General features: G+C 43.3%; 16 protein-coding genes and 1 riboswitch. Of the genes, 10 read left to right on the top strand and 6 right to left on the bottom strand.

From position 1 onward, the window contains the following. Positions 1–35: 35 nt before the first annotated feature. Positions 36–713: an amino acid ABC transporter permease gene (locus tag MHB66_RS01910; RefSeq protein ID WP_034283291.1), complete on the bottom strand. Its 678-nt coding sequence runs from the start codon at positions 711–713 to the stop codon at positions 36–38. A gap of 12 nt (positions 714–725) precedes the next feature. Continuing rightward, positions 726–1,598, bottom strand: a complete 873-nt coding sequence (locus MHB66_RS01915; protein ID WP_046313802.1) for a transporter substrate-binding domain-containing protein — start codon at positions 1,596–1,598, stop codon at positions 726–728. Positions 1,599–1,779: 181 nt separating this feature from the next. Here MHB66_RS01915 and MHB66_RS01920 point away from each other — a divergent pair, with 181 nt between their 5' ends. Next, positions 1,780–2,109 (top strand): YckD family protein, encoded by a 330-nt coding sequence (locus tag MHB66_RS01920; RefSeq protein WP_024424311.1) that lies wholly within the window; start codon positions 1,780–1,782, stop codon positions 2,107–2,109. A 43-nt stretch (positions 2,110–2,152) separates the two neighbouring features. On the opposite strand, the gene MHB66_RS01925 is transcribed toward MHB66_RS01920, so the two are convergent. After that, positions 2,153–2,917, bottom strand: a complete 765-nt coding sequence (locus MHB66_RS01925; RefSeq protein ID WP_046313804.1) for an MBL fold metallo-hydrolase — start codon at positions 2,915–2,917, stop codon at positions 2,153–2,155. 115 nt (positions 2,918–3,032) lie between these two features. On the opposite strand from MHB66_RS01925, the gene MHB66_RS01930 reads away from it, so the two are divergent. Both MHB66_RS01930 and MHB66_RS01935 read left to right on the top strand, forming a co-directional pair. Then, the gene (locus tag MHB66_RS01930) at positions 3,033–3,449 is read left to right on the top strand and encodes an Lrp/AsnC family transcriptional regulator (protein ID WP_180951418.1); all 417 of its coding nucleotides are present in this window, start codon (positions 3,033–3,035) and stop codon (positions 3,447–3,449) included. A gap of 28 nt (positions 3,450–3,477) precedes the next feature. After that, entirely contained in the window at positions 3,478–4,284 is an 807-nt protein-coding gene (locus tag MHB66_RS01935; protein WP_046313806.1) for an AAC(3) family N-acetyltransferase, read from the top strand. 1 nt (position 4,285) lies between these two features. On the opposite strand, the gene MHB66_RS01940 is transcribed toward MHB66_RS01935, so the two are convergent. The 3 genes from MHB66_RS01940 to MHB66_RS01950 all read right to left on the bottom strand — a co-directional run bounded on the left by MHB66_RS01940 (position 4,286) and on the right by MHB66_RS01950 (position 7,046). Continuing rightward, positions 4,286–4,672: a competence protein ComJ gene (locus MHB66_RS01940; protein ID WP_046313809.1), complete on the bottom strand. Its 387-nt coding sequence runs from the start codon at positions 4,670–4,672 to the stop codon at positions 4,286–4,288. Positions 4,673–4,792: 120 nt separating this feature from the next. Continuing rightward, complete coding sequence (locus tag MHB66_RS01945) at positions 4,793–6,490, bottom strand: methyl-accepting chemotaxis protein (RefSeq protein ID WP_046313811.1); 1,698 nt, start codon at positions 6,488–6,490, stop codon at positions 4,793–4,795. A 127-nt stretch (positions 6,491–6,617) separates the two neighbouring features. After that, complete coding sequence (locus tag MHB66_RS01950) at positions 6,618–7,046, bottom strand: NucA/NucB deoxyribonuclease domain-containing protein (RefSeq protein WP_046313814.1); 429 nt, start codon at positions 7,044–7,046, stop codon at positions 6,618–6,620. A 367-nt stretch (positions 7,047–7,413) separates the two neighbouring features. Between MHB66_RS01950 and MHB66_RS01955 the strand changes: the two genes are divergently transcribed. From MHB66_RS01955 to MHB66_RS01985, 7 genes are all read left to right on the top strand, one after another. Next, positions 7,414–9,483 carry a hydantoinase/oxoprolinase family protein gene (locus MHB66_RS01955; protein WP_046313816.1) on the top strand — a complete coding sequence of 690 codons (2,070 nt, stop codon included), beginning with the start codon at positions 7,414–7,416 and terminating at the stop codon, positions 9,481–9,483. Continuing rightward, positions 9,473–11,461: a hydantoinase B/oxoprolinase family protein gene (locus MHB66_RS01960; RefSeq protein WP_046313819.1), complete on the top strand. Its 1,989-nt coding sequence runs from the start codon at positions 9,473–9,475 to the stop codon at positions 11,459–11,461. The genes MHB66_RS01955 and MHB66_RS01960 overlap by 11 nt, the downstream gene beginning before the upstream one ends. Further along, on the top strand, positions 11,458–12,543 hold the full coding sequence (locus MHB66_RS01965; protein WP_046313820.1) for an ABC transporter substrate-binding protein: 1,086 nt from the start codon (positions 11,458–11,460) through the stop codon (positions 12,541–12,543). Before MHB66_RS01960 ends, MHB66_RS01965 begins: the two co-directional genes overlap by 4 nt. 8 nt (positions 12,544–12,551) lie before the next feature. Continuing rightward, entirely contained in the window at positions 12,552–13,643 is a 1,092-nt protein-coding gene (locus MHB66_RS01970; RefSeq protein ID WP_220554160.1) for an ABC transporter ATP-binding protein, read from the top strand. Beyond that, the gene (locus MHB66_RS01975; protein WP_046313825.1) at positions 13,643–14,512 is read left to right on the top strand and encodes an ABC transporter permease; all 870 of its coding nucleotides are present in this window, start codon (positions 13,643–13,645) and stop codon (positions 14,510–14,512) included. Before MHB66_RS01970 ends, MHB66_RS01975 begins: the two co-directional genes overlap by 1 nt. Beyond that, positions 14,505–15,308 (top strand): ABC transporter permease, encoded by an 804-nt coding sequence (locus MHB66_RS01980; RefSeq protein ID WP_024424298.1) that lies wholly within the window; start codon positions 14,505–14,507, stop codon positions 15,306–15,308. The genes MHB66_RS01975 and MHB66_RS01980 overlap by 8 nt, the downstream gene beginning before the upstream one ends. A 368-nt stretch (positions 15,309–15,676) precedes the next feature. Next, a riboswitch (cyclic di-GMP riboswitch) is annotated at positions 15,677–15,770 on the top strand. A gap of 145 nt (positions 15,771–15,915) precedes the next feature. Then, a complete protein-coding gene (locus tag MHB66_RS01985; protein ID WP_251180355.1) occupies positions 15,916–26,628 on the top strand; it encodes a non-ribosomal peptide synthetase in 10,713 nt (3,570 codons plus the stop codon). The last annotated feature ends 11 nt before the right edge of the window (positions 26,629–26,639 follow it).

A 26,639-nucleotide genomic window follows, 5' to 3' on the forward strand; every position in this document is an offset into this window, starting at 1 on the left:
AAAGAGCAGATCTCATGGATCTGCTCTTTTTTTTGCTACAGATATTTCGCATAGCGTTTTTCTAAAAAGTCCTGAAGCAATGAGACGACACTGCAAATGCCCCAGTAAATGAGTGCGACCAAAATATACATGGTCATATAATCGAATTCTCGTCCGCCTACAATTTTTGCTTGCTGGAAGAGCTCTGGTACAGTAATCATCGCTGCCAGTGAGGAAGCTTTGATCAAATCGAGCATGACATTGGTCAATGGCGGCAGGGCGATGCGGACGGATTGAGGCAAAATGACACCACGCATCGTTTGCCAATAGCTGAGACCTAATGATTTAGCGGCTTCCACCTGTCCACTTGGAACAGAGGAGAGGGCTGCCCGGTTAATTTCTGCAATATAGGCAGCACTATTAAAGCTGAACCCAATAATGGCGGCAGTGACCGCTGTGAACTCAATGCCGATATAGGGGAATCCAAAATAGAGAATAAACAAAATCACCAGAATGGGCACGCCTCGCATGAATGAGATATACAGCCGTGCAGGCAGCCGAAGAATCCAAGAATTCGCCATTCTGGCAAGAGCGATAAAAAAGCCAAGAATGGTACCAAAAAACATGCTCACAAAGGAAATGAGCAGCGTCAGCCAGATGCCTTTCATAACAAATGGAAATGACGCCTTTGCCAGTGCAGGATTAAATATATATTCTAAATGAATATCTCCCACGATTGCGGCTCCTTATTTGGAAATGTCGACATCTTCGACATCAGCATCAATTTTCTTAGAGACGTCTGCATGATTAAAGAATTTCTCAGAAACCTTTTTCATTGTTCCGTCTTTTTTCATGTCGCCTAATACACGATTTAATTCTTTTTGAAGCTCTTTGTTGTCCTTCTTCATAACAAAACCTTGTTCATTCGGCATGTACTTCAAGTCAGGGTGAATCGTAATATTTAATTTAGGAAATGCAGCAAGAGCCAGTGTCTGCAAGTAATAATCATTTAGAATGACATCAGTACGGCCGTTTGCAACATCCTTTAAGTATTGCTCGTTTGTCGCATTGTCATAAATGACTTCCTTTGCACCGTACTTACGAGCGACATCCATGTAAATCGTTGTGGCAGCCCCTGCTGCTTTCTTTCCTTTTAAATCTTTTAAAGTTTTAATGCCAGATAAATCATCTTTCCGTACGATAGCCGTTCCGTAGGAATATTTATAAGGGGTTGAAAAGGCAAACTTGTCTTTTCTGTCATCTGTGATGTCGATATCATTTGCAGCGGCATCCACTTGACCAGAATTAATGGCGCTCAGCATCCCATCATAGCCCATTTCTTTAAATTCTACTTTCACATCAAGACGTTTAAACGCTTCTTTGACGACTTCTACTTCATAGCCAGTTAATTGATCCTTGCCATTAGAAGTATCATGATAAGAAGTTGGATAAAGGGTGCCTGAAGTTGCAACCACGATTTTCCCTTTCTTTTTAATCTCATCCCACTTTGTGTCTTCAGATTGAGATGAGCCTGATTGACTGCAAGCAGACATGGTAAGGATGAAAGCAGATACAACAAGCATGATCCATATAGGTTTTTTATGATAAAAACGACTCATTTAAGAATCCTCCTCTATTTTTTATACAAAACAAAACATAGCACGCTTTTTCTGTAAGGACAACGTTTTCAGAAGAAAAGTGAAAAAGTAAGAATATTATAAGCAATTTGCGTGTTGATATAATGTATAAAAAAGGAAAGTGAGCGCAAAATAAAGGCGAATAAAGGAGGGAACAACAATGATGAAAAAAATAAGTAGTTTGATCATCTTGTCGATGATGCTGTTATTTGGTTTTCATATAGAAACGGCTCATGGAGAAACACCTCAAATGGAAAAGCGCCCGGTGACACATCAAGTGAAATTAACAGCAGAACAACAAAAACAAATTGAAATCCTTGAGCAGCAAATTCTTTCTAAGCGAAAAGAAGTCATTGAGAAATATGTACAGTACGGCGTGTTAACAAAGGAACAAGGCACACACATCACGAAACGAATGGATGAGCATTACACTCATTTGAAAAAGAACGGATTTGTTCCATTGCTGAAAAAACCACAGCACCATCGCCCATGATAATGATGAAACCGGCAGCGAAGTGCCGGTTTTTTATTGTTGATCAGAAGGTGAGACTTTCCCCATCTTGAGGGACAGAAATGGCTTGATCTGCATGATGCTCTTGAATGTAAGCCTCTAAAGCAGCTCTTGTTAACAAGCAATGATTCACAGCTTCAAGATGACAGGCGACAATTTGAGCTTTTGGCTGAGAACGGTGAATGTCTAGAATCTCTTCCTTGGTCATTGTAATCGGATCGCCTTCTAAAAATTGAGCAGCCCCGCTATTGACCACAATGACGTCTGGCTTGCATGTATTCACAACCTCTTTCGGTTCATCACACCAAACGGTATCACCTGCAATATAAAGGGTAGGTTCATCAGGGTGAGAGAAAACAAAACCGCTCACCTGACCCATCCGCTTCGCCGTTTCTCCCGTCCCATGCTGTCCGCCTGTACGTTTAATATGAACGCCGCAAATGTCCATTTCATCTTCAATGCATGTGACATGCTGAAATCCAGCTTCTTCAACTTCTTTTCGATCCTTCTCCGATTGAGTATAAATTGGCCCATCTTGAGCTAATTTTCTTTTGGCCTCGTCGTCAAAGTGGTCCACATGTAAATGAGTGAGTAAGACAGCATCTGGGTGTAACAGACTGTCTAAATCTATATTTACAGGAAGCTCCACAATAGGATTGTTCAAATGTTGATTGGCTGTATGAGGGAACGGTGGATATGTTCCTTTTGCTGCTAAAAAGGGATCGATTAAAAAAGTTGAATGACCATAGTGAAGGTATAAAGTAGCATTGCGAATGAGTGTAATTTTCATAAAAAGGCCTCCTTTTTTTCTCATTAAGTTTACAGTATATTAAAAGAGTTCTATGTGACAGAGGATCATGAAAGTCTTTCATCGGAAGGGCTTGATTTTTGAAAGAGGTGAGCCAATGCTAGACCAAACAGATATGAATATTTTAAAAGAACTATCAAAGAACAGCCGATTAACGATGAAAGCTCTAGGTGAAAAAGTTCATTTAACCGGCCAAGCTGTTGCAAATCGGGTGTTAAAGCTAGAAGAAGAAGGCGTGATTGAAGCATATACCATTTCAATTGATTGGCAGACACAAAAGACGATTCAAACCTTTTTGCAGCTGTATACCCGTAATCATCATCATGAACCACTTCTGTCGTTTCTTTATAAAAGGGAAGAAATCAAGAATTTGTACAAAATAAGTGGTGAAGGCTGTTATATGGCTGAAGGACATTTCTCCAGTCATGATGAACTTGATCAGTTTTTAACGGAGCTGACGAATTACGCAAATTACAAACTGTCTATTGCGGTTAAACGTCTCATTCATCAGTAATAGAAGAGACGCAGGAGGAAAAGGAACGATGCAAAAATTAATCGAAAATCAAGCTGGGCCGATGACAAAGGAAAGAATCAAAGCAGACTTGGTTCAACTTGGTGTGAAAAAGGGCATGATTTTATGTGTTCACTCATCTTTATCATCAATCGGCTGGGTAAACGGAGGCGCTGTAGCCGTCATACAAGCATTGATGGAAACCTTAACAGAAGAGGGGACACTGATTATGCCGGCACAAACGTTAGAGCTTTCTGATCCCGCCGATTGGATCGATCCGCCTGTTCCTTACTCATGGTGGAAATCGATCAAAGAAACAATGCCTGCATTTGACCCAGCTTACACGACGCCATCAGCAATGGGAAAGGTGGCAGAAACATTTTGGAAATACCCAGGTGTGGCGAGAAGCAATCATCCCAATTTTTCATTCACAGCCTGGGGGAAAAGAAAACATGAAATTCTGAAACACCATGCGCTTTCCTTTGGATTAGGAGAGCATTCGCCTCTTGGCCGCATGTATGATCTTCATGCTCAAGTGCTGCTGCTTGGTGCATCATTTGAGAGCATGACAGCTTTTCATCTAGCTGAATACCGAATTCCTCAGCAGGACCTCATGACAAGAGGAGCCCCTATTTTAGAGAATGGATGGAGGGTATGGAAAGAGTACCAAGATATCATCACAAGAGAAGAACTATTTGAACAGATTGGCCGTGATTTTCTGCAATCAGGAGGCATCCATCAGCACAATCAAGTTGGACTTGCCAGTTCATATTTACTGCCCATGAGAGAATCGGTAGACTATGCGGAAAAGTGGCTTGATCTATACGATCAGTCGTAATCTACACTGTTTGGAAATTTACATAATAAACGTCTTGATCAGGCTGCTGTGAGGTGTAGCAGGTAAGCTGATAGTTTCCTTTTGGAATGGAGAAAGACAGCACATGGGCCATGACGCTTGTGATATAAACTTGATCATTTGTAAGCGTAAAGGGAACTGTTATAGCTCTATCAACCGAGACTTGGGGCTCATCGCTATTTAATGTCACAATAATAGACGCCTTTCCATTATTGATTCCTTCAAAGGAAACTCCTTGATCTCCTGTTGCAAATCCTTGAAGAATGTCCTCATCTGTCCAATCAATAACAGGTGGTGTTTCGCTTCCGGTGTATACCGTGATTTGGTGGTAGGAGATAGATAGGGAATAGGCTTGATTTAAGTGATTCATATAAAAAACTCCTTTATTTAAGAATTTTTGTTGGAACGTGAATGGTTGAAAGAGTGATTCTTGAGGAGAAAGTTAGGCAGCAAGACGATTGTCGCCGTCTTGCGCTATTTGGTGTGGGATCTAGATGTGAAATTGCGAGACCATTGCTTTTAAATCTCCTGCTAAATGGGCAAGCGCTTCTGATGAAGCTGTTACTTCTTCCATTGCAGCAAATTGTTCTTCTGTTAAACCGGCTACTTGCTGTGAATGTTCACTCGTTCGTTTCACGCCTTCTGTAATAGACGCAAAAGACTGTTTCGCATCGTTTGTATAAGCTGCGATTTTTTGTGATGCACTTGATAAATGTTTAATGCCATTCGCCATTTCTCTCATCGACTGCTGGATATCATGAAATGATTCCTCTGTATGAGAGATAAGGACAGCCCCTTGAGCCGCTTCCTCTCTTACTCGTTTGATGGCATTCGTCGAATGAGTCATCTCTTTTTGTATTTCAGAAATGAGATGGGAAATCATGTTTGATGATGCTTGAGATTCTTCTGCGAGCTTTCTCACTTCGTCTGCGACAACAGCAAATCCTTTTCCGTGCTCACCTGCCCGTGCTGCTTCAATTGCTGCATTAAGAGCTAGCAGGTTTGTCTGGCTGGCGATATCTGTAATGACTTTGGAAATATGATCGATTTCAGCTGAACGTGTTTCCAATGCTTGAATCGCTGTACCATTTTCTTCAATTGATTTGGCAATAGACGTCATTTGTGAATGAACTTCACCGATATTGTGTACACCTTTTTGGGCCACTTCTTGTGCGGAGTGACTTCTTGAAGCCATTTGTCCTGCATTTTCAGTGATGTTTGCCAGCTCGTTTGATACTTGAATCATTTTGTGCTCACTAGCTGTCATTTGAGCGGACTGTTCTTCTGAAGATTGTGCCACTTCTTGAATCGTGTAGGTGATTTTTTCTGATGCTGCACTCGTTTCTTCTGCGCTAGCTGACAGCTGCTCAGAGGATGTGGCCACTAATTCAGACGTGTTCATGACATTTAGAATGGTTTGATTTAGTTTTTCACGCATCTTATTGAAATGGCCAGCCAGATCAGACAATTCATCACCAGCAGTATCCGTCACATTGATGGTTAAATCACCTTCGCCTGCACTCTTAATGGCAGAAGCCATATGCTTGAGACGTGCCTGAATCCGCTTAGTGAAAATAGAAATAATGATGACCGAAACGATCAGACTTAACAAAAGGACGATGACAAATTGTATATAGAATGACTGAAGCATTTGTGAAATCATGCTTTGGTTGGCGCCAGTATAAAAAATACCAATTGTTTCGCCTGCTTCATTTTTGATCGGCATATAAGCCGTTTGATAGTCTTTCCCGGCAACATTTGCTGTGCCGTAATAGTTTTCTCCTTTATCTAAAACAGTGGTCTTCACTTCAGGAGAGACTTCTGTACCTACAGCTCGTTTCCCGTTTAACATGACATTCGTAGCAACGCGGGTATTTCCTTGAAAAATCGTGATGGTATCACCGGTATATTCGGCTAATTGGTCAACCAATGTGTCATGATCATTGATTTGCGTATTTCCTTTGAATAGCTTATCCTCTTTAATCTGCCACGAGCCTTCTACTTTTTCATTCAGGTAGGCGTAGCCTAGTTTTAAATCACCTTTTGCTTTTTCAGTTGCCATTTGCTTGATGTTTTCTGTCATCTCGCGATTCACCACATAACCAACAACTGCGGAAAAGATGATGAGGACACTTAAAAAGATCAGCAAAATTTTGGCACCGAGCCTCAGTTTTCCCTTTTTCTTCATGCTTTTTAACTCCTTTAGGTATAAGGTAGGGTATCCCTCCTTAAGGATTATCGGCATGAAAAAAGTGTTTAAAATACCTGCATGCAGTCATGTGAAAATTTTTTTAATATAGAAAAGGGAAAGGCTGCTAATCGATGATAAATTGGATTCTTGTGCCGTCTGGATCATCCGATAATTGATGACTTACCCACGAGCCTGCGCCTCTATTATCAGAAGGGTGTACATATTTGACAGAAGCTCCTGTGCCTCCTTCTTTGCACATCGCCATTGGCCATTCGTCACGATCATACCCGCGCTTTGTTGGAACGCCATGTAATGATCGATCCCTCTGCTCATCACTATTTTTACGGTCAATTGTACAAATAGACGAATGACCTTCATCAATGGCTTCTTCTATGTGCTTGGCTGTTTCGGGATAGCGGTCTGATGGAAAATGAATCGTTTTGTCATAAGATGAATTCGCTGTCTCTTGTTTCCCTTGCTCCAGCTGGATATAGCCTGTTGCTACACCAATAACAATCAATAAAAGCAAGAGAATCATTTTAAGAAGTTTCATAGGTGCTGGCTCTCTTTCTTGTTTGCGTATTTTGTAAACAGAAGTATAGCAGAATTACTTACCAATTTCCCCTGGTTTTGAAAAAACGCCTTTTAAAATTCAAAAAACAGATTTTACAAGATTTCATGCTTTTCATTTTTGTAGAAATTCATAAAAATTTTAATTTTGTAGATCATAAAACGAATATGCTCATTCAAAATGGCTTTATCACTGCTTTTTGAGCTAATTTCAAGAATTTAACACACAGAAATTTCAAAAAAATAAAATTGACTAGACCGATCTGCTTTAATAATATGGAGTCAAATATCAAAAAATGTCGTAATTTATCAAAATATGATTCTAATTACATTGTAGGAGGGAAGTACAAATGGCGGATGTCTCATACCGGCTCGGAATAGACATAGGCGGAACATTTACTGATTTATCGTTGATAAATGAAGCAACAGGGGAGCTGACTGAACTCAAGACACCCACAGTGACTGATGACCCAGCCCAAGGAATTATCAATGGGTTAAATCTTCTAAAAAAAAGAGGTGTTGATTTATCCAACATTCAATACCTCGTTCACGGAATGACAATTGGTCTTAATACATTATTGCAGCGAAAAGGAGCAGGTTTAGCCCTTTTTGTGACAGAAGGATTTCAAGATATATTGTCACTTCAACGTTTACGACTACCCATTCCTTATGACTTCAATTCTCGTTTGCCAGAACCATTGATACCACGGAAGCATGTATATCCAATCTCTGAAAGGTTGATACACGATGGTACGATCAAAAAACCTCTCCATCTGCAGCAGTTAGATGATGCAGTCCAGCATGCTATATCTAAAAAGCTAGCAGGTATCGTCATTTCTTTTTTACATAGTTATCAAAACCCAGTTCATGAATTACAGGCAAAAGCCTATATCAATCATCATTATCCACAGTTAGAAGTCCTTACCTCATCTGAATTATGGCCTCAAATGAGGGAATACGAGCGTACAGTGATGTCTGTTGTTAATTTGTACATTCAACCAAAGGTGAAACAGTATTTGCAAACACTGAAAAGTCGTTTGAAGGAAGAAGGTGTACCAATTTCTCCATACATTACACAATCAAATGGTGGTTTAATGGATGCAGAAAGTGCGGCAACCTCGCCTGTGAAGACTCTCTTTTCTGGTCCGGCAGCCGGTGTCATCGGTGCGGCTAGAATTGCAGCATCATCTATTGAACCCAACCTGATCACTTTTGATGTTGGGGGGACGAGTGCAGATATCTCGATTATTCAAAATGGACAGCCTACAATGGCGCAATCGAATCAGCTTTCAGGCTTCCCAATTATTCTTCCATCTGTTGCGATGTATTCAATAGGAGCAGGAGGAGGTTCGGTAGCATGGATTGATCAGGGCGGACTTCTAAAAGCGGGGCCAGAATCAGTTGGCTCAAACCCGGGACCAGCTTCGTATGGAAAGGGAGAAAAAGCAGCTTTAACTGATGCGTTTCTCATATGCGGTTACCTCAATCAAGAACGTTTTGCCGGAGGACATTTACAATTACAGTTGTCTGCGGCGAAAAAGGCTTTTCAGCCAATTGCTGATCAGCTCAACAAAACGGTTGAAGAAGCGGCTGACCAGCTCATTCAAGTAGCCGTAGCCAATATGTACACAGAATTAAGCAATGTGATGGAGCAGCAAGGGTTTGACCCTAGAGATTTTAGTTTGCTGGCGTTTGGCGGAGCAGGGCCGGTTGTGGCGAATTTCCTTGCGAGAGAAATTCATGCGAAAAATGTGGTTGTTCCTCCAAGTCCGGGTACATTATGTGCGTTAGGTGCTCTGACTGCTGACTTTATTCATGATGCGGTGCTGTCGAAGAAAATATGCTTACAAGACTATTCGATCAACCAACTAAAACAAGATTATGAGAAGCTGTCGCGAAAAGCGACTGATTGGGTCAGCCAGCAAAACATTCAGCATATCAATCAGACATCCATTCTATTATTAGCAGACGCACGTTATCAGGGACAGGCATTTGAGATTGAACTGCCATTATCGATTGATTGGCTAAAGCAGGAACAAAATATACACCAACTCATTGAAGCCTTTCACAAATTGCATCAGCGTCAATATGGTCATAGGGATGATCAGGCAAAAATCGAATTTACTCATTTACGCGTTCGAGTCATAGGCGAGACGCCTCCGCTGCCTTTTTCACCTGTTGATGAAAGCAGCGGACAGTCTTTGAAACCATATGAATATAGACGAATTTTTATTGAAGAAAAAGAATACGAAGCATCGGTTTATAACCGGGATACTCTGTCAGTAGGTTCTATTGTAAATGGGCCTGCCGTTATTGAGCAGGATGATACAACAACATTAATTTTGCCAAACTGGGCAGGCAGCATTGATCCATCAGGTAACTTAGTGATTTCAAAGGAGGCGGCTTTACATGAGAACTGACCCAGCAAAGCTTGAGATGATGCGCAGTTATTTTAATGCGATTGCATCAGGTATGGGGCATGTCATTGAACGGACGTCATTTACGACCTTCGTCAAAGAATCTGCTGACTTTGCGACAGCATTAGCCACGCCATCTGGAGATTTCTTTGTTTATCCGAAGACAGTAGGTGTGACGATCTTTTTAGGGCTGAGTCTAAAAAAAGCGATTGAAGAAAGCGGGCCGATGCAGCCAGGAGACATTATCATCACTAATGATCCTTATACGACAGACGGTTTGGCGACTCACCTTCCAGATGTCCATATCATTAAGCCGATTTTTGTAGATGGTGAAATCGTAAGCTATGCTTGGTCTTTTGTTCATGTCAGTGATGTGGGTGGGCTTGTGCCTTCGAGTATTTCACCGACAGCAACGGATGTTCATCAAGAAGGATTAAGAATTCCGCCAGTGAAAATTTATGAAGGCGGGAAAGAGAATCAAGTCGTACGTACCTTTTTAAGAGCGAACAGCCGCGCTAGTCATCTAAATGATGGTGATATTAATGCGATGATTGCAGCAGTTAATACAGCAGATATTCGGTTAAAAGAAATGATTGAGAAATTTGGAAAATACGAAGTGAAACAAGGAATGATAGACTTGCTGAAGCAAGCTGAGGATCGTGCTGGAAAGGTCATTGAAGCTATACCGGATGGAACGAGTGAATTTGCTGATTATTTAGATGATGATATGATCTCAGACGTCCCTATTCGGTTGAAAATCAAGCTAACGATCAAAGGGAAACGGCTGACGCTCGATTTTTCTGAGTGTGACCCGCAAGTGAAAACAGCCTTTAACCTCGTTACCAATGGTCAGAAGCATTCCTTTCTTTATCAAGGATTGATTAATTACATCATTAGTAAGGATCCTTTTATACCGATTAATGGTGGAATAACGTATCCAATTGACGTGATCTCTCCTAAAGGAACGCTGGTGCATCCAGAATACCCGGCTTCTGTCGGGATTCGTCATTCGATTACGATGAGGCTGTACAATGTCGTGCTAGGCGCCATTGGTAAGCTGTTACCTGAAGCGGTGCCGGCAGCAGGTGCAGGTCAATCTGCCATTGTGGTTCTCTCAGTACCTGATGATCAAACGGGTGGCAGGAAAATGTCCGTTGTCGAACCATTAGGCGGAGGCGGCGGTGCTCAAAATGGTACTGATGGAGTGGACGGTATTGATCATTCGTCAGGCTTTTTGAAGAATACCCCAATTGAGAGTTTGGAACAGCATATTGATATTCATGTTCACCGATATGAACTTCTGCCGAATACAGGTGGAGCTGGTGAAAATCGAGGCGGACATGCGATTGGTTTAAAATTTGAAATGATGAAGCCTGAATCAATGGTGACAGCACGAGGAATGGAACGGATGAAGTTTCAGCCTTGGGGATTAATGGGCGGCCGAGCAGGATCGGTTGGTGAGGTCAAGCTGACCACGGCTAATGGTGAGAAACAAGACCAGCCCAAAATAGATGTTCTGCGACTTGAAAAAGGCGATATCGTTCAATTGATTTCACCAAGTGGAGGCGGCTGGGGGAATCCATTTGCCCGAAAGAAAGAAAAAGTCCTTCAGGAAGTGGAAGCAGGTCTATTAAGTGAAGAGAGAGCGCTGCAGCAATATGGTGTGAAAGTATATTTAGACCAAAATAAATGGAAGATTGATGAGGAGCAGACGAGCAGGGTGCGAGAAAAGGTTGATGTTTCTGCATCTACTGACGTGTGGGATTTCGGAGAACAAAGAGCAGCTTATGAGAAAGTATGGACGGACGAAGCCAGCAGTGAGCTGGCCGTTCAGCTTCGTTCCTATCCGGCTAACGAACGTACGCACTATAAACATGCAGTTCATCAACATTTCAGTCATAGAAATGAGCCGTTAACAAAGGAAGATATTACTCAAGCACTTTGTCAATTGAATGGACAAAAAGGGGGAAATAAATCATGAATAGAAGATTAATTGCTATTTTTGCAGGTATCCTATCAATCGTTGTACTGCTGGCCGCTTGTGGTGGAAATGGAAAGGATCAAGGCAAACAGCAGCAGACTGTGATTGTTGGCGTATATGGAGGCGATTGGGAAAAGAATATCAAACCAATCCTCGAAAAGTTTGAAAAAGATACAGGAATTAAAGTGCAAACCGTCTCTGGGGCGGATTCTGAATGGTTTACAAAATTAAAAGCGTCAAATGGAAAAAATCCACCATATGACTTACTAATCTTACAGCCCGATACGATTCAAAGAGGTATCGCAGCAAACGTTCTTGCGCCTATCGATGAAGATCAAGCGACGAACGTCAAAAAACTTTACCGTTCTGTCCAAAAGAAGCTTACTGTGAATGGAAAACAATATGCAGCAGGCTTTAGTATGGGGCAGCTTGGAATTGCTTATAGAAAAGACCTCGTCAAGCAGGAACCAAACAGCTGGACTGACCTATGGAGCAGTCAGCTGAAAGGGAAGGTAGCCATTTCATCTCCGACTTATTCAGCCGGTTTGCAATTTTTCTCTGCACTTGTTCATGCGCAAGGGGGGACAGAATCAAATCCTAAGGATATTGATAAAGCATTTAAAAGTCTCGCGCAGTTAAAAGGTCATGTAGCTGCTTTTCCAGATAACCCAGGATCGATTCAAACTTTGTTAGAACGTGGGGATGTCTCGGCTGTTCCATATTGGGACGGGCGAGTATTTGCACTTGAAGAAGAAGGAATGGATATTGGTTTCTCATATCCGAAGGAAGGCGCTGTTGCAGCTGTTGCGAGCTGGGCTTTAACGAAGGGAAATCAGCACGAAGAAGCGGCATACAAACTATTAAACTACTTGAGCGGAAAAGAAGCTCAGGAAGCTTTTTCGGAAAAATCTTATTATGGCATGTCGAATTCTGATGTGAAATACAATGACAAGATTAAGGGGAAAGTGAAAGTTGGAGAAAATTATTACAGCAAGCTGACTTGGGTAGATTATGAAACAGCGACCTCTGAGCTTGGCAATTGGACAAATCGATGGAACGAAGTATTAGGCGGAGGAAAATAGGTGATCGCATGAGTGGAATTCATTTAGAACACATCAGTCAGCACTTCGGTGAGCAAATTGCTCTCAACGATGTCAGTCTTACGGTGAATGAGGGAGAGTTTTTCTCCCTTCTTGGTCCTAGCGGCTGCGGAAAATCAACGTTATTAAACATCATTGGCGGTTTTTTAGAACCAACAAAAGGTGTCGTCTATATTGGTGATCAGGATGTGACAGCTTTGCCGCCTTACCAAAGAAAAACAGGTATGGTCTTTCAAAGCTATGCACTTTTTCCGCATCTGACTGTATTTGATAATGTGGCGTACGGGCTAAAGGTTCAAAAGAAAAAGAAGGCGGAAATCAAAGAGAAGGTGATGGAAAGCTTGTCTCTTGTTCAATTAGAGGCATTTGCGAAACGGATGCCCCACCAATTAAGCGGTGGTCAACAGCAGCGGGTAGCGATTGCAAGAGCGCTGGCGATTCAGCCATCTGTTCTCCTTCTTGATGAACCGCTCAGCAACCTAGATGCCAAACTAAGAAAAAACATGCAGACAGAGCTGCGAAATATTCAAAGGAATGTCGGGATTACAACCATTCTTGTGACACATGATCAAGAGGAAGCCTTAAGTCTTTCTGATCGGGTTGGAATTTTAGGAGAGGGAAGAATTCAGCAGATTGGGACGCCTTTAGAGGTGTACCGCCAGCCAAACAATCGATTTGTAGCTGAATTCATCGGACAGGTGAACATCTTTGAGGCTGTGTACAATGAAGCTGATGCGGCATTTACAGTTCCGCATGTAACCCATTCAAACGGTCAGCATCTTCAGCTGCAGGCTGCGGAACATCAAGAGAAGAGGGAGAAGCAACTGCTTATGCTGCGTCCTGAAAGAATCAGCATCTCTTCTGAGCGGGAGGAAGTAAAGCCGAACCATGTATCAGGCGTGCTGTCAGATGTGAGTTATATTGGGCATTCATTACGTTTGGTTGTGGGACTTGATCATGGTGAAATCATTGTCCATGCTTCTGATGCGGCATTTCCCGAGCTGCCTAAAGTTGGAGAAACCGTCCATATCTATTGGCAGCCTGAAGATATCGTTTTCTTAGATTCGAAGGTGCATACGTGATGCGAATCAAGAAAAAGAATCAACGATTTCATTGGTTTATGCTGCTGCCAGCCTGTTTGTTTCTTGTTGTATTTTTACTTGCTCCTCTGGTGATGATGCTCGTTCTCAGTTTTCGCGATGTCGATTCGATGATGAATACATTACAAACGTATAGCTTTTCTCAATATATTCATGTGTTCACGACAGATGCATATGTAAAGGCGATTGGAAGTACTGTGTGGGTGGCTTTGCAGACAACGGTGATTTGTTTATTGATGGCATACCCCGCAGCATACGTGCTCGTCAAAGCACCTAATCCGCGTCTGCGGGCATTTTTCTATATCCTACTTGTGTCGCCGCTTTTGACAAGTGTTGTGATTCGGACATTTGCATGGATTGTTCTTCTTTCGCAAAATGGTCTGATCAATGGCATGTTACTAGATTTACATGTAATTGAGAAGCCGCTCTCGATGCTGTGGAATATGAATGCGGTCATTATTGCCTATGTCCAAGTTATGCTGCCATTTGCAGTACTGCCGATCGCAACAAGCTTAACCGATATGGATCGTCACTTAAGACCGGCTTCTATGAGTCTTGGAGCTGGCCGGATTCGAACCTTTTTTCATGTCACCTTACCACTGACCATCCCAGGCATGGTGACTGGCGCGATCATCGTCTTCTCACTGGCAGCAGGAAGTTATATCACCCCGCTGTTAGTCGGCGGACGGATGCAGCCGCTGCTGCCGCTGTCAATTTATCAGCAGGTCATGCAGGTGTATAATCTGCCTCTTGCTGCAGCTATGTCCTTTACATTATTGGTTTGTGTGCTTGTGGTAGTCAGTCTATTAAGCTATTTATTGAAGCGTTGGGAGGCGAGGATGCATGCGTAAAAAGTCAATAGGTGACCGCTTGCTTTCCATCCTGATTTGGACTGCTGGGTCATTGGTTTATCTTTTTTTAACCATACCTGTTCTTGTGATCGTCCTATCTGCTTTTAGTCCAAATGCCTTTCCTGAATTTCCACCGACTTCGTTCTCTGTTCGCTGGTTTCATGAGGTCGTGTCAAATCCAGAATGGATGGAATCTCTTCGGATCAGTGTGATTCTGCTGTTCATCGTGACGCCTCTCACGGTTCTTTTAGGGACAATGGCTTCGTATGCTTTAGCAAGGCTTTCCTTTAAGGGAAAGGAGGCTGTCCAAGCTTTCATTCTGTCACCTCTCATGATTCCTCAGGTGGTGTTAGGGATTGCGATGCTTTACTTGTTTACGGCTATGGGCTTTACAGGGTCTTTGTGGGCGCTCGTCATTGGTCACGTCATCATTGGTTTTCCCTATGTGGTTCGAACGGTAGGCGTGAGTGTTTCGAATTTAGATCCGCGGCTTGAGCTGGCTTCAATGAATCTTGGCGCAGGACCCATTCGCACGTTTTTTCGAGTCACATTGCCTTTGATTAAGCCGGGAATCATTGCAGGCGGGGTGTTTTCAGCTGTGACGTCATTTGGGGAAATATCGATCAGTTTGTTCGTTTCCTCTCCTCAAACCATTACAATCCCCGTCAGGACCTTTAATTACATTGAGCAGACCTTTGATCCGAGTGTCAATGCGATATCTGTCATATTTATTATCATTTCTATCATTGCGCTGCTCATTATTGAGAAAACGATTGGTCTGTCTAAGGTGATGTAAATATAATGAAGAAACAAGGAGTTGTCATTTGAAATGACAGCTCTTTTTTTGTTGTTTTTACAGTAAAAAAAATTCATTTTTTTAGGGAATATAGTTCTTAAGATTTAAGAATTTGCGGGGAACGCAAGGAGACCTCTATCCTACATTTTCGGTCATATTTTCAAAATTTAAGGGAAAATATGAAATTTTTGCGGTATTTAGTCGATTATTTTCGGTTGAACGCAACTATTATTAGTTATTTTCGGTAAATATCGTCAATTCTCACAGGATCCCTTCGGTATAACGCATGAATCTTTACACCCATTTTTCGGTGAAAAAAACAATATTTTCATATAAAGTGGACGTAAATAGAAAATATCTAAAAGAAAAGAAGAAAAAGGCAAATCTATGGAAACATAGAGACGCAAAGCCATGTCCTAAGGTAAATGATTCTTTTTTTGCTAAGGTCGGCAGGCTACCGAATGAAAATGGGAGTCCCTCCGTTTTATTCGGGGTGGGCTCCTTTTCTGTTAAACCGTCTATTTTAATGAAATAGACTTGGTTCTTTTGATATAGAGGGTGCAGGGTGAAATTGGTGGAGAAAACATAGAAGAGGCGGAGGATGAGAATGAATACAGTTTATTACCCCTTAACACATGCGCAAAAGCGAGTATTCTACACGGAAAGATTTTATCCAGGTACAAGTATTTCTAATTTGGGTGGATTCGCCAGGTTGAGATCAGCATCTGGTCTCGATCCTTCTTTGGTCGTCGATGTGCTTCAAGCGTACATTCGACAAACTGACTCTCTTCGTCTGAGGCTCGTGTATCGAGATGAAGAGGAGGAGCCTGTTCAATATATCAAACCTTATGAAAAACAGCCGATTCGCATGGAAAAGGGCTGGAGTGTAGAGGAGGTAAGGGCTTGGGCAAACGAGCAGATTCGTGAGCCAATGCCATTGATTGACAGCCCCTTGATTGAATTTACGGTGTTTCAAATCAGTGATCAAGAGTGCTGGCTGTTCTGTAAAGCACATCATATTGTCGCGGATGGTATTTCCATCATTTTAATGGGAAATCGCATTATTGACTTATATCATGACATGCTGCAAGGAGTAGACATCTCGCCAGTTGAGGAGATTTCCTTCGTTGATCACATCATGAGTGAGCAGACCTATGAATCTTCTAAACGTTTTCAAAAAGACCAAGCTTTTTGGAATGAGCAATTTGCTCATATTCCAGACTTCGCATCGTTAAAACCGCATAAGGGATACGAGATGAGTTTACATGCGGAGCGATTTTCAGGGGATGTTCCAGATTCTTTAAAAGAGAAGCTTCGTGTCTTTTGTGAAGAGCAGAAAGTCAGCATGCTTTCAATGTTTATGTCCACTGTCTATATTTACTTACATCGTTTTAGCGGTATGGAAGATGTCGTTCTTGGAACCTTTATGGGCAACCGGACGAATGCCAAAGAAAAAAAGATGATTGGGATGTTTGTATCCACGATTCCAATGCGTGCATCTGTTCAAGGGTCGCAATCGTTTCTTGATTTCGTAAAGCAGGTCATGGCGGATCAAATGAAGATCTTACGTCACCAAAAGTACCCTTACAATCTGCTCATGAATGATTTGCGGGAAAGAGAAGGGTTTACAGGACGCCTTTTTGATATTTCTTTAGAGTATCAGGTGATGCAGTGGCAGAAAAAAGAGAATCTGTCGTTCATTACTGAACCGATTTTTAGCGGGAGCGGAATGAATGATATTTCAATACATGTGAAAGACCGCTGGGATACTGATACATTGACCATTGATTTGGATTACCGTACAGATGTATTCACAGAAGAAGAAATGAGTAAGATGTTTGATCGATTCTTGATATTACTAGAAGCGGCCGTCTCTCAGCCTGATCAGCTGATCGGGACACTGCCTTTACTTTCAGCAGGTGAACAAAAGGAGCTGCTGCAATTATCTGAAGGAGAATCGTTTGAAAGGCCAGCAGCAAAACCGGTTCATCACATGTTTGATGAGACAGCCCACAAATATGCAGACCGGACAGCCGTTGTAGCAGAAAATGGAACAATTACTTATGGAGAGCTGCAACAACAGGCAGAAAAGCTGGCTCGTTTTTTACAAATGAAAGGTATCTCACGTGATGTGCCTGTTGCTGTTTTGATGGAGCGGAAGACAGATGCCATGGTAGCAGTCTTCGGCATACTAAAGGCTGGCGGGGCATATGTACCAATTGATCCGGCATTACCTGAGGAGCGCATTCAATTTATTGTGGAGGATTCAGGTGCTTCTATTGTGTTAACAGATGAATCTTTCATTCAAGAGTACCCAGCCCTCTCGGAAAAATTAATCGTGCAGCAGCAAATATTATTAGATGGTGGACAGCTGCCTGAGCTCGTAGAACAGACGGCGCCGGATGATTTAGCCTACATGATTTATACATCGGGTACGACTGGAAAGCCGAAGGGCGTCATGATTGAGCATCTTCAGCTTCATCATTTGGTCCATGCTTTGCATCATGAGATTTATCAAGGGGCGAATGAGCTACAAATGGCGCTTCTAGCCCCATTCCATTTCGATGCATCAGTCAAACAAATCTTTGCTGCCCTTTTATTTGGACATACGCTTCATATCATCCCGCGAGAAACGACGAGAAATGGCATGCAGCTAGCGGCTTATTACAGAAAAAATCAAATTGAAGCGGCAGATGGAACACCGGCGCATGTACAGCTTTTACTTGCTGCGGATTTGGACGGGATGTCATTGACGCACATGCTGATTGGGGGAGAAGCGCTGCCTGCGAAAGCAGCACGTTCACTCATCGAAGCAGTTCGTATGAGTCAGCCTGATTTTACTCTGTGGAATGTGTATGGTCCAACTGAGACGTGTGTGGATGCGGCGGTGCATCGTCTAGATCTCAGTGAGTTGAGTGAACCAACTGAACAGCGCTATGTGTCGATTGGAAAACCGCTTGGTCATCATCGTGTTTATATTTTAAATGAACATGATCAATTACAGCTGCATGGGGCTGCTGGAGAACTGTGCATTGCCGGTATAGGTGTTGGGCGAGGCTATGTGAATCAGCCTGAATTGACGGAGAAGGTATTCACGGCAGACCCGTTTTCTCCGCATGAGCGGATGTATCGAACAGGGGATCTAGTCAGATGGCTTCCAGATGGCACGGTTGATTATCTTGGCAGAATGGACGATCAAGTGAAAATAAGGGGTTACCGCATAGAAACAGGCGAGATTGAAGCGGTAATGGAGCAGGTAGATGGAGTTGATAAAGCTGTCGTGCTAGTGGTTGATGAAGCGGATGGGGAAAAGGCGTTAAGTGCTTACTATCAAGCTCGTCAAAAAGGTGTGTCTGTTGACATGCTGCAAGCGGCTATCAAACATCAGCTTCCAGCTTACATGATGCCGCTTTATTTCAAAGAACTCGATGCTTTTCCACTCACAGTCAGCGGCAAAGTCGACCGTCGTGCACTTGCTGCGTTAAAAGGTGATAGAGCGGTTCATGCTGTTTATACGGCACCTAGAAACGATATAGAAACGAAGCTTGTTCATTTGTGGGAAGACATTCTTGATCAAGAGAAGATCGGTGTATATGATTCTTTCTTCGATCGAGGCGGGCATTCGCTCAAAGCGATGACCGTACTTACACAGGTTCAGCGAGACTTGCAAGTGGAGGTGCCGCTGTCCGTTTTATTTGAACAGCAGACGATTGCTGCTTTGGCTGCTTATATTGAGCAGGCAGAAAAGTCTTCTGAAACGGTGATACCAAAAGCGCCGGCTGCTGATCATTATCCATTGTCGCCTCCACAGCAGCGCGTCTACATGGTGAGTCAATTGGAGCAAAGCACTGCATATCATATGCCTGCTGTTGTGAGGTTAAAAGGAACTCTGCAGCTTGAGAAGCTGACTGAAGCCTTTGACAGACTGATCACACGTCATGATATGCTGCGTACTTCTTTTCATACGATAAAAGGTGTTCCTCGTCAGCGGATAGCATCATCAGTGTCCTTTCAAATAGAACAGCTGACAGGCGGTACGATGGAAGAAAACATGCAGCAATTTGTCAGACCTTTTGATCTTGAGTGTGCGCCGCTTCTTCGAATTGGTTTGCAGTCATTGCATGATCAGGAGCATTTGCTCTTTTTCGATATGCATCATCTGATTTCAGATGGTCTTTCGATCGATTTAATGCTGCGTGAGCTGTCAGATGCTTACGAGGGCTTGGTTAAAGCACCATTGAAGCTTCAATATCAAGATTATGCTGTTTGGCAGCAGCACCAAGGCTTTCAAAAAGAAGAGGCATTTTGGCTGCAAGAATTTTCGGGCGATATTCCGGCTTTACAGCTGCTGACCGATTATCAGCGACCAGCTGTCCAGTCTTTCGCAGGGGATCGTGTCATCAAAGAAATAGATGAAGTGTTAAAGAATCAATTACAGGAGCTTGCAGCAAACCATCACACGACACTGTATACAGTCTTGCTTTCTGCTTACTATACATTGCTTGCCAAATATACAGGTCAAAAGGAATTCGTGGTCGGAACACCGGCTTCAGGGCGTGTGCATACAGATTTGAATGACATGATCGGTATGTTTGTCCAGACACTTGCTTTGCGGTCGGAGGTAGATCCGAATGGAACCATGTCTCAGCTGATTGAGCAAGTAAAGAAAAAGACAATGCAGGCATTTGAGCATCAGCAATATCCATTTGAACGGCTGCTTGAAAAGCTGAATGTGCCAAGAGATTTTAGCCGTCATCCATTGTTTGACACCGTCTTTACACTCGCGCCGGATCATGGAGCAGCCCAGCATATTGGAGACATGCTGGTCGAGGTTGAAGAAACCAATTTCCATATTGCGAAATTTGATTTAACACTGCAAGCGATGGAGTCAGATCAAGGTTTATCCTTTGTACTTGATTACAGTACGGCGCTATTTAAACGAAGTACGGCAGAGCAGATGATGAAACATTATGTTTATCTGCTGGAGCAGATGGTTCAAGCGCCGCAGGAAGCTATTCAATCCTATCGATTACTGTCTGAACAAGAAGCAGAAGCTCAGTTAAATAGGTGGAATCCGTTACCTTCGCCTTATCCAGCAGAAGAAACCATTGTGACGCAGTTTGAAAAACAGGTGCAGCAGCATGGTCATCAGCCTGCATTGCAATGTGAAGATGTGGTTCTTTCTTATCAAGAGCTGAATGACCGAGTGAATCAGCTGGCTCATTATTTGCGTGAAAATGGTTTTGAAAAAGGAATGAAAGCGGCCTTATTCTTTGAACGTTCCAATGAAATGGTGCTCTCTGTTTTGGCTGTGCTTAAGGCTGGCGGTGTCTATGTACCAATTGACCCCGATTTCCCTGATGAGCGCGTGAAGCACTTTTTAACAGACAGCGGTGCACAATTCTTACTGACACATCAAGTGCTGCGCCATTGCTCGGTGCTCACTGCATTTGAGGGAACCATTATAGAAACAGAAGATCAAGCGATTGCTCAGCAGTCAGACAGCCCTATAGATGCTCATATTTTACCTGAGGACTTGGCGAATTTGACCTATACATCAGGTACAACCGGTAAGCCTAAAGGAAATATGGTGACACACCGGAACATTTTGAGAACGGTGAAGCAATCGAATTATCTCACCATTCATCCTGAAGACACAGTGATGAGCCTCTCAAACTATGTATTTGATGCCTTTATGTTTGATGTGTTTGGTGCATTATTAAACGGAGCGAAACTCATTGTTCTGCCAAAGGATCATATTTTAAACATGAATGAGCTTTCTGGAGCGATTGAGAAGGAAAAAGTCAGTATTTTAATGATCACGACAGCTCTTTTTCACTTACTCATCGATATGAAAAAAGACAGCCTGAAAAACGTAAGAAAAGTGCTGTTTGGCGGAGAACGTGCTTCTGTGCCTCATGTAGTGACTGCACTTGAGACAGTTGGGAAAGACAAGCTTGTTCATATGTACGGACCTTCTGAGAGCACAATTTTCACCACATATTATCCTGTGAATCATATTGAGAAGCAGGCGTTATCCATCCCAATCGGAAAGCCAGTGAGTCAAACGGCTGTTTATATTGTAGATGAGTTTGGACATGTTCAGCCGCCGGGTGTGGCGGGAGAGCTATGTGTCGCTGGTGATGGACTGGTGAAAGGATATTATAAGCAGCCAGTATTAACAAACGAAAAGTTTGTCAACAATCCTTTCCGCCCTGAAGAAACCATGTATAAAACGGGCGATCTTGCGCGCTGGCTGCCGAATGGAGATATTGAATTCATTGGACGGATCGATCATCAAGTGAAGATTCGCGGACAGCGTATCGAGCTTGGGGAAATTGAACACCAGCTGCTGCGGCATCCTCAGGTGAAGGAAGCTGTCGTCATTGCTGCTCCGAATGACACGTTATGTGCGTATTTCACAGCAAAAGGATCTGTCTCATTAACTGATTTGCGCGAGCAAGCAGGACGTGAACTGCCTGTATATATGATGCCGGCATTTTTCATGCAATTAGACGAGCTTCCTTTGACGAATAATGGCAAGGTCGATAGGCGGGCGCTGCCGGCACCTGATCTCAGTGAGCAGGGGGCAAATGAATACACCTCTCCTCAAACAGAAACAGAGCGTCTGCTGGCGAACATTTGGGAGGAAGTTCTTGAAGTGCCGCGAATCGGCAGGCATGATCATTTCTTTGAATGCGGAGGCCATTCGCTGCGCGGCATGAAAATGCTAAACAGGCTGTATGAAGAGATGCAGGTGGAGCTCACTTTGAAGTCTTTATTTGAATCCCCAACATTAGAAGCGTTCGCCCTTGCAGTTGATCAAGCGGATCAAACGGAGATCAAGCGAGTAGAAGTTGCCAAAGAGGCGGCCTATTATCCAGTGACATCTGCTCAGAAAAGACTGTTTGTTTTGGAGAAAATGACTGATGCGGAGCAAAGCTATCATATGCCGGCTGCCTTAAAGCTAGAAGGCGTCTTTGATGAAAAACGATTTGAAAAGGCAATTGATCAGCTAGTCCAACGTCATGAAGCTTTCCGAACGAGCTTTGATTTTGTTGAGAATGAACCTGTTCAACGTATTGAAACAAATGTCTCTATAGACATTGAAAAAATTGAACAGAACGGCCGAGACATACAGGAATTAATGAATGACTTTATCAGGCCATTTGATGTAGAAAAAGCGCCTTTACTCAGAATAGGGCTAGTTTCCGTTTCCGTAAATGTCCATTATTTACTGATTGATATGCATCATATCATTTCAGATGGTGCGTCTGTTGGCATTTTAATTGAGGAGCTATCAGCCTTGTATCGGGGAGACAAACTAGAGGAATTACCTGTTCAATATAAGGATTATGCAGTTTGGTCAAAAAGTGAGGCATCTGCTGCGCAAAAAGCAGCTGAAGAGGCATTCTGGCTGGATCAATTAGAAGGGGAACTGCCTGTACTGGCACTGCCGGAAGACCTGCCAAGGCCAAAAGTGCAAACATTCGCAGGAGATCGTGTCTCATTTACAATCGAAGGTTCGCTTAAAGCGAAATTGGACGAACTCGTTAGAGCGCTCAACAGTACGACCTATACAGTCCTGCTTGCTGGCTACAGTATTCTTTTAAGCAAGCTTTCAAGACAAGAGGATATCATCGTTGGTTCTCCGGTTGTTGGCAGAACCCATCCTGATATTCAATCTGTGATCGGCATGTTTGTGAACACGCTGGCACTTAGAACAAGACCAGCAGGACATCAGACAGCTGCTGAATTTGCGTCAAATGTGCATCAGCTTGTGTTAGAGGCAAACGAGCATCAGCTGTACCCATTTGAAGAATTGGTAGATCAGGTGCAAACGGTTCGAGATACAAGCCGCCATCCAATTTTTGACGTGGTATTCTCAATGGAAAATGCGGATATTCGTGATTTATCAATGGATGGGCTTCACATTGTTCCACAGCCATTCGAAGAGAAGATCGCCAAATTTGATTTGACCTTAACTGGAAACGAAACCGCAGATCAAATTGAGCTCGTGTTTGATTTTAATTGTTCTATCTTTCAAAAGACGTCAATTGAAAAGTGGAAAGAATATTTCCTTCATTTGCTGGAACAAATGGTGTCAGCACCAGATCAATCGTTAGATCAAATGCGATTATTGTCACCACAGCAGCAGCAAAAACAGCTGAACGAATGGTCAGGACCTATCCTAGACGTCCCATCAAATCAAACCGTTCATGCCCTGATTAAGGCTAAGGCGCTTGAAGCACCGCACCAAAAAGCAGCGGTCTTCTGCGGAACGAGCTGGACGTATGATGAGCTGAACCATCGGGCGAATGTAGTCGCTTCAAGACTCATCGCAAACGGCACAAAATCAGGAGACCGCGTCGGCATTCTCACCCGCCCATCTCTTGATATGACAGCCGCTGTCCTTGGTGTCCTCAAGGCAGGTGCGGCATTTGTTCCAATTGATGCAGACTATCCAGCGCAGCGTATTGCCTACATGCTGGAAGACTGCGGGGCAGAGGTACTTCTAATGCAAAAAGGACTCACTGCACCATCTTCATTTACAGGTCATGTGTTGTTCATAGAAGATGCGGTAGAAGGAGAAGCTCACGAGATTCAGGTTCATATCAAACCAACGGATCTCGCTTATATGATTTACACCTCTGGGACGACGGGACAGCCGAAGGGTGTCATGGTTGAGCACCAGTCCCTTGTGAATCTTGCATTCTGGCACAATGATGCGTTCCAAGTGACGAAAGACGATCGAACTGCGAAATATGCCGGCTTTGGCTTTGACGCCTCCATTTGGGAGATGTTCCCGACGTGGATCGCCGGCGCAGAGCTGCACATTATCGACGAAGCGATTCGTCTCGATATGATCAAGCTCAATGCTTATTTCAATGAAAAAGGCATCACCATTGCCTTCCTGCCGACCCAGCTATGCGAGCAGTTTATGTCAATGGACAACCATTCTCTGCGTTATTTACTAACAGGCGGAGATAAGCTGAAACAGGTAAAGCCTGTTCCATACAAACTCGTGAATAACTACGGTCCGACTGAAAATACAGTCGTAGCGACAAGCGGAGTCATCGATCCAGAACAAGGCACGATTCCGATTGGAACAGCGATTGCCAATACACGTTTTTACATCATGGGTTCTTTATACGACCTGTCGCCGCCAGGCGTACCCGGTGAGCTCGTCATTGCAGGAAAAGGACTGGCAAGAGGCTACTGGAATCTTCCGGAAGAAACCGACAAACGATTTGTCCCAGATCCATTTTATCCAGGCGAGCGCATGTACCGCACAGGGGATTTAGTGAAATGGACAGAGGATGGCGAGCTGATCTATCTCGGCAGAATAGACCATCAGGTCAATATCCGCGGCTTCCGGATTGAACTGTCAGAAATTGAAGCGCAGCTCCTGACGCTGGATTCGGTCAAAGAAGCCGTCGTGACAACGGTCAAAGATGCGGGTGATCACGACGCCCTTGCCGCTTACGTAATCACGAAGAACGATACAGATACAGAGAACTTAAAAGAAAGTCTAAAACGCACGTTACCAGAATACATGGTGCCATCATGGATCATAAAACTAGACCAATTTCCAATGACGGCCAATGGAAAAGTCGATCTCAAAGCATTGCCAGCACCTGATATCGAAGCGAATCAAACGGTATACGAAACACCAAGAGACGAAGTGGAAACACTGCTTTGTTGCATTTGGGAAGATGTCCTTGGCGTCAGCCGAGTCGGCATTCACGATCACTTCTTCTTCCTTGGCGGAGATTCCATTAAAGGCATCCAAATGGCAAGCAGACTCACGCAAGCGGGCTGGAAGCTCGATATGAAACTTTTATTCCAGTACCCAACGATTGCGGAGCTGCGCCCATATATCGAGGAAGCTGATCAAATGACAGCTGACCAATCACCTGTCGAAGGAGAAGTCATTTTAACACCGATTCAACGCTGGTTCTTTGAACGAAACTTTACGAATCAGCACCATTGGAACCAATCGATGATGCTTCATGCGCCAAATGGTTTAAATGAGAAAAACGTTCAGCAAGTACTGGAACAGCTCATGATTCATCATGATGCCTTGCGAATGGTGTATCCGCTCGAAGAAGGGCGCGTCATCCAGCGTCATCGAGGAATCGAGGAAAATAATGTGGCAATTGATGTGGTGGAAGTAAAAGGAGAGCTGTCACAGCAAATCCAGCAGGTAGAAAAGCTGGCAAATGAAGTGCAGGCGAGTATATCGCTAGCAGACGGGCCTTTAGTGAGACCTGCCATTTTCCGAACGGATCAAGGGGATCATTTATTGCTGGCTGTACACCATCTTGTCATTGATGGTGTGTCATGGCGCATTTTCCTTGAAGATTTCATGGCTCTTTATGAACAGTCGAAGCGCGGGGAAACTCTTACCCTTCCTGAAAAAACACACTCCTTCCAAGAATATGCCCAGAAGCTGACTGAATACGCTGTGTCAGATGAGCTGCTATCGGAAAGAGATTATTGGAAAAAGGTGCTTGCGCATTCCGTTCCTCCACTTCAAAAGGATCATGTCACGGAGGATCAACGAATGCTTCATACACATACCATTCGTTTTACATTGTCTGAAGAGGAAACACGCAGTCTGTTGACGGATGTACATGAAGCCTATCAAACAGAAATCAATGATATTTTGCTGACGGCATTAGGGTTGTCCATGAAAGAGTGGACAGGTGAAGACAGGCACTTTATTCATCTTGAAGGACACGGGAGAGAGGACATCCTCCCTGCGGTCAATGTATCACGGACCATCGGATGGTTTACTAGTATGTATCCTGTGTTATTGGATATGTCGCATGCAGACGATCTTTCTTATCAGATCAAGTATTTAAAAGAGGAACTCAGACACATTCCGAACAAGGGCATCGGCTATGGCGTTTTAAAATACTTAACACCTGACAAGATGAAGGACGATATCGATTTTCAAGTCACACCAGATATCAGCTTTAACTATCTTGGTCAGTTTGATGAACAGATCGGCGGCGGTGAATTGAGGCGTTCTCCATGGCATGCAGGACAATCGCTGAGCCCTGAATCTGAGAAACCTCATGCGCTGGATATTGTTGGTTTCGTAGAACAAGCAATGCTCCATGTGACGATTTCCTATCATCACCTTGAATTCGAAGAACGTACGATCGAACAGTTCAAGGAACTCTTAGAAAAGAATGTGAAGGCACTGATCTCACATTGTCTATCACAGGATGAGAGTCAGATCACACCTAGTGATGTGGGGGATGAGGATCTCACCATGGACGAACTTGAAAAGCTAATGGATCTATTTTAAGCAAAAATGAA

The organism is Bacillus sp. FSL L8-0167 (assembly GCF_038630295.1).
In the GTDB taxonomy this organism is placed as follows: domain Bacteria; phylum Bacillota; class Bacilli; order Bacillales; family Bacillaceae; genus Bacillus; species Bacillus safensis.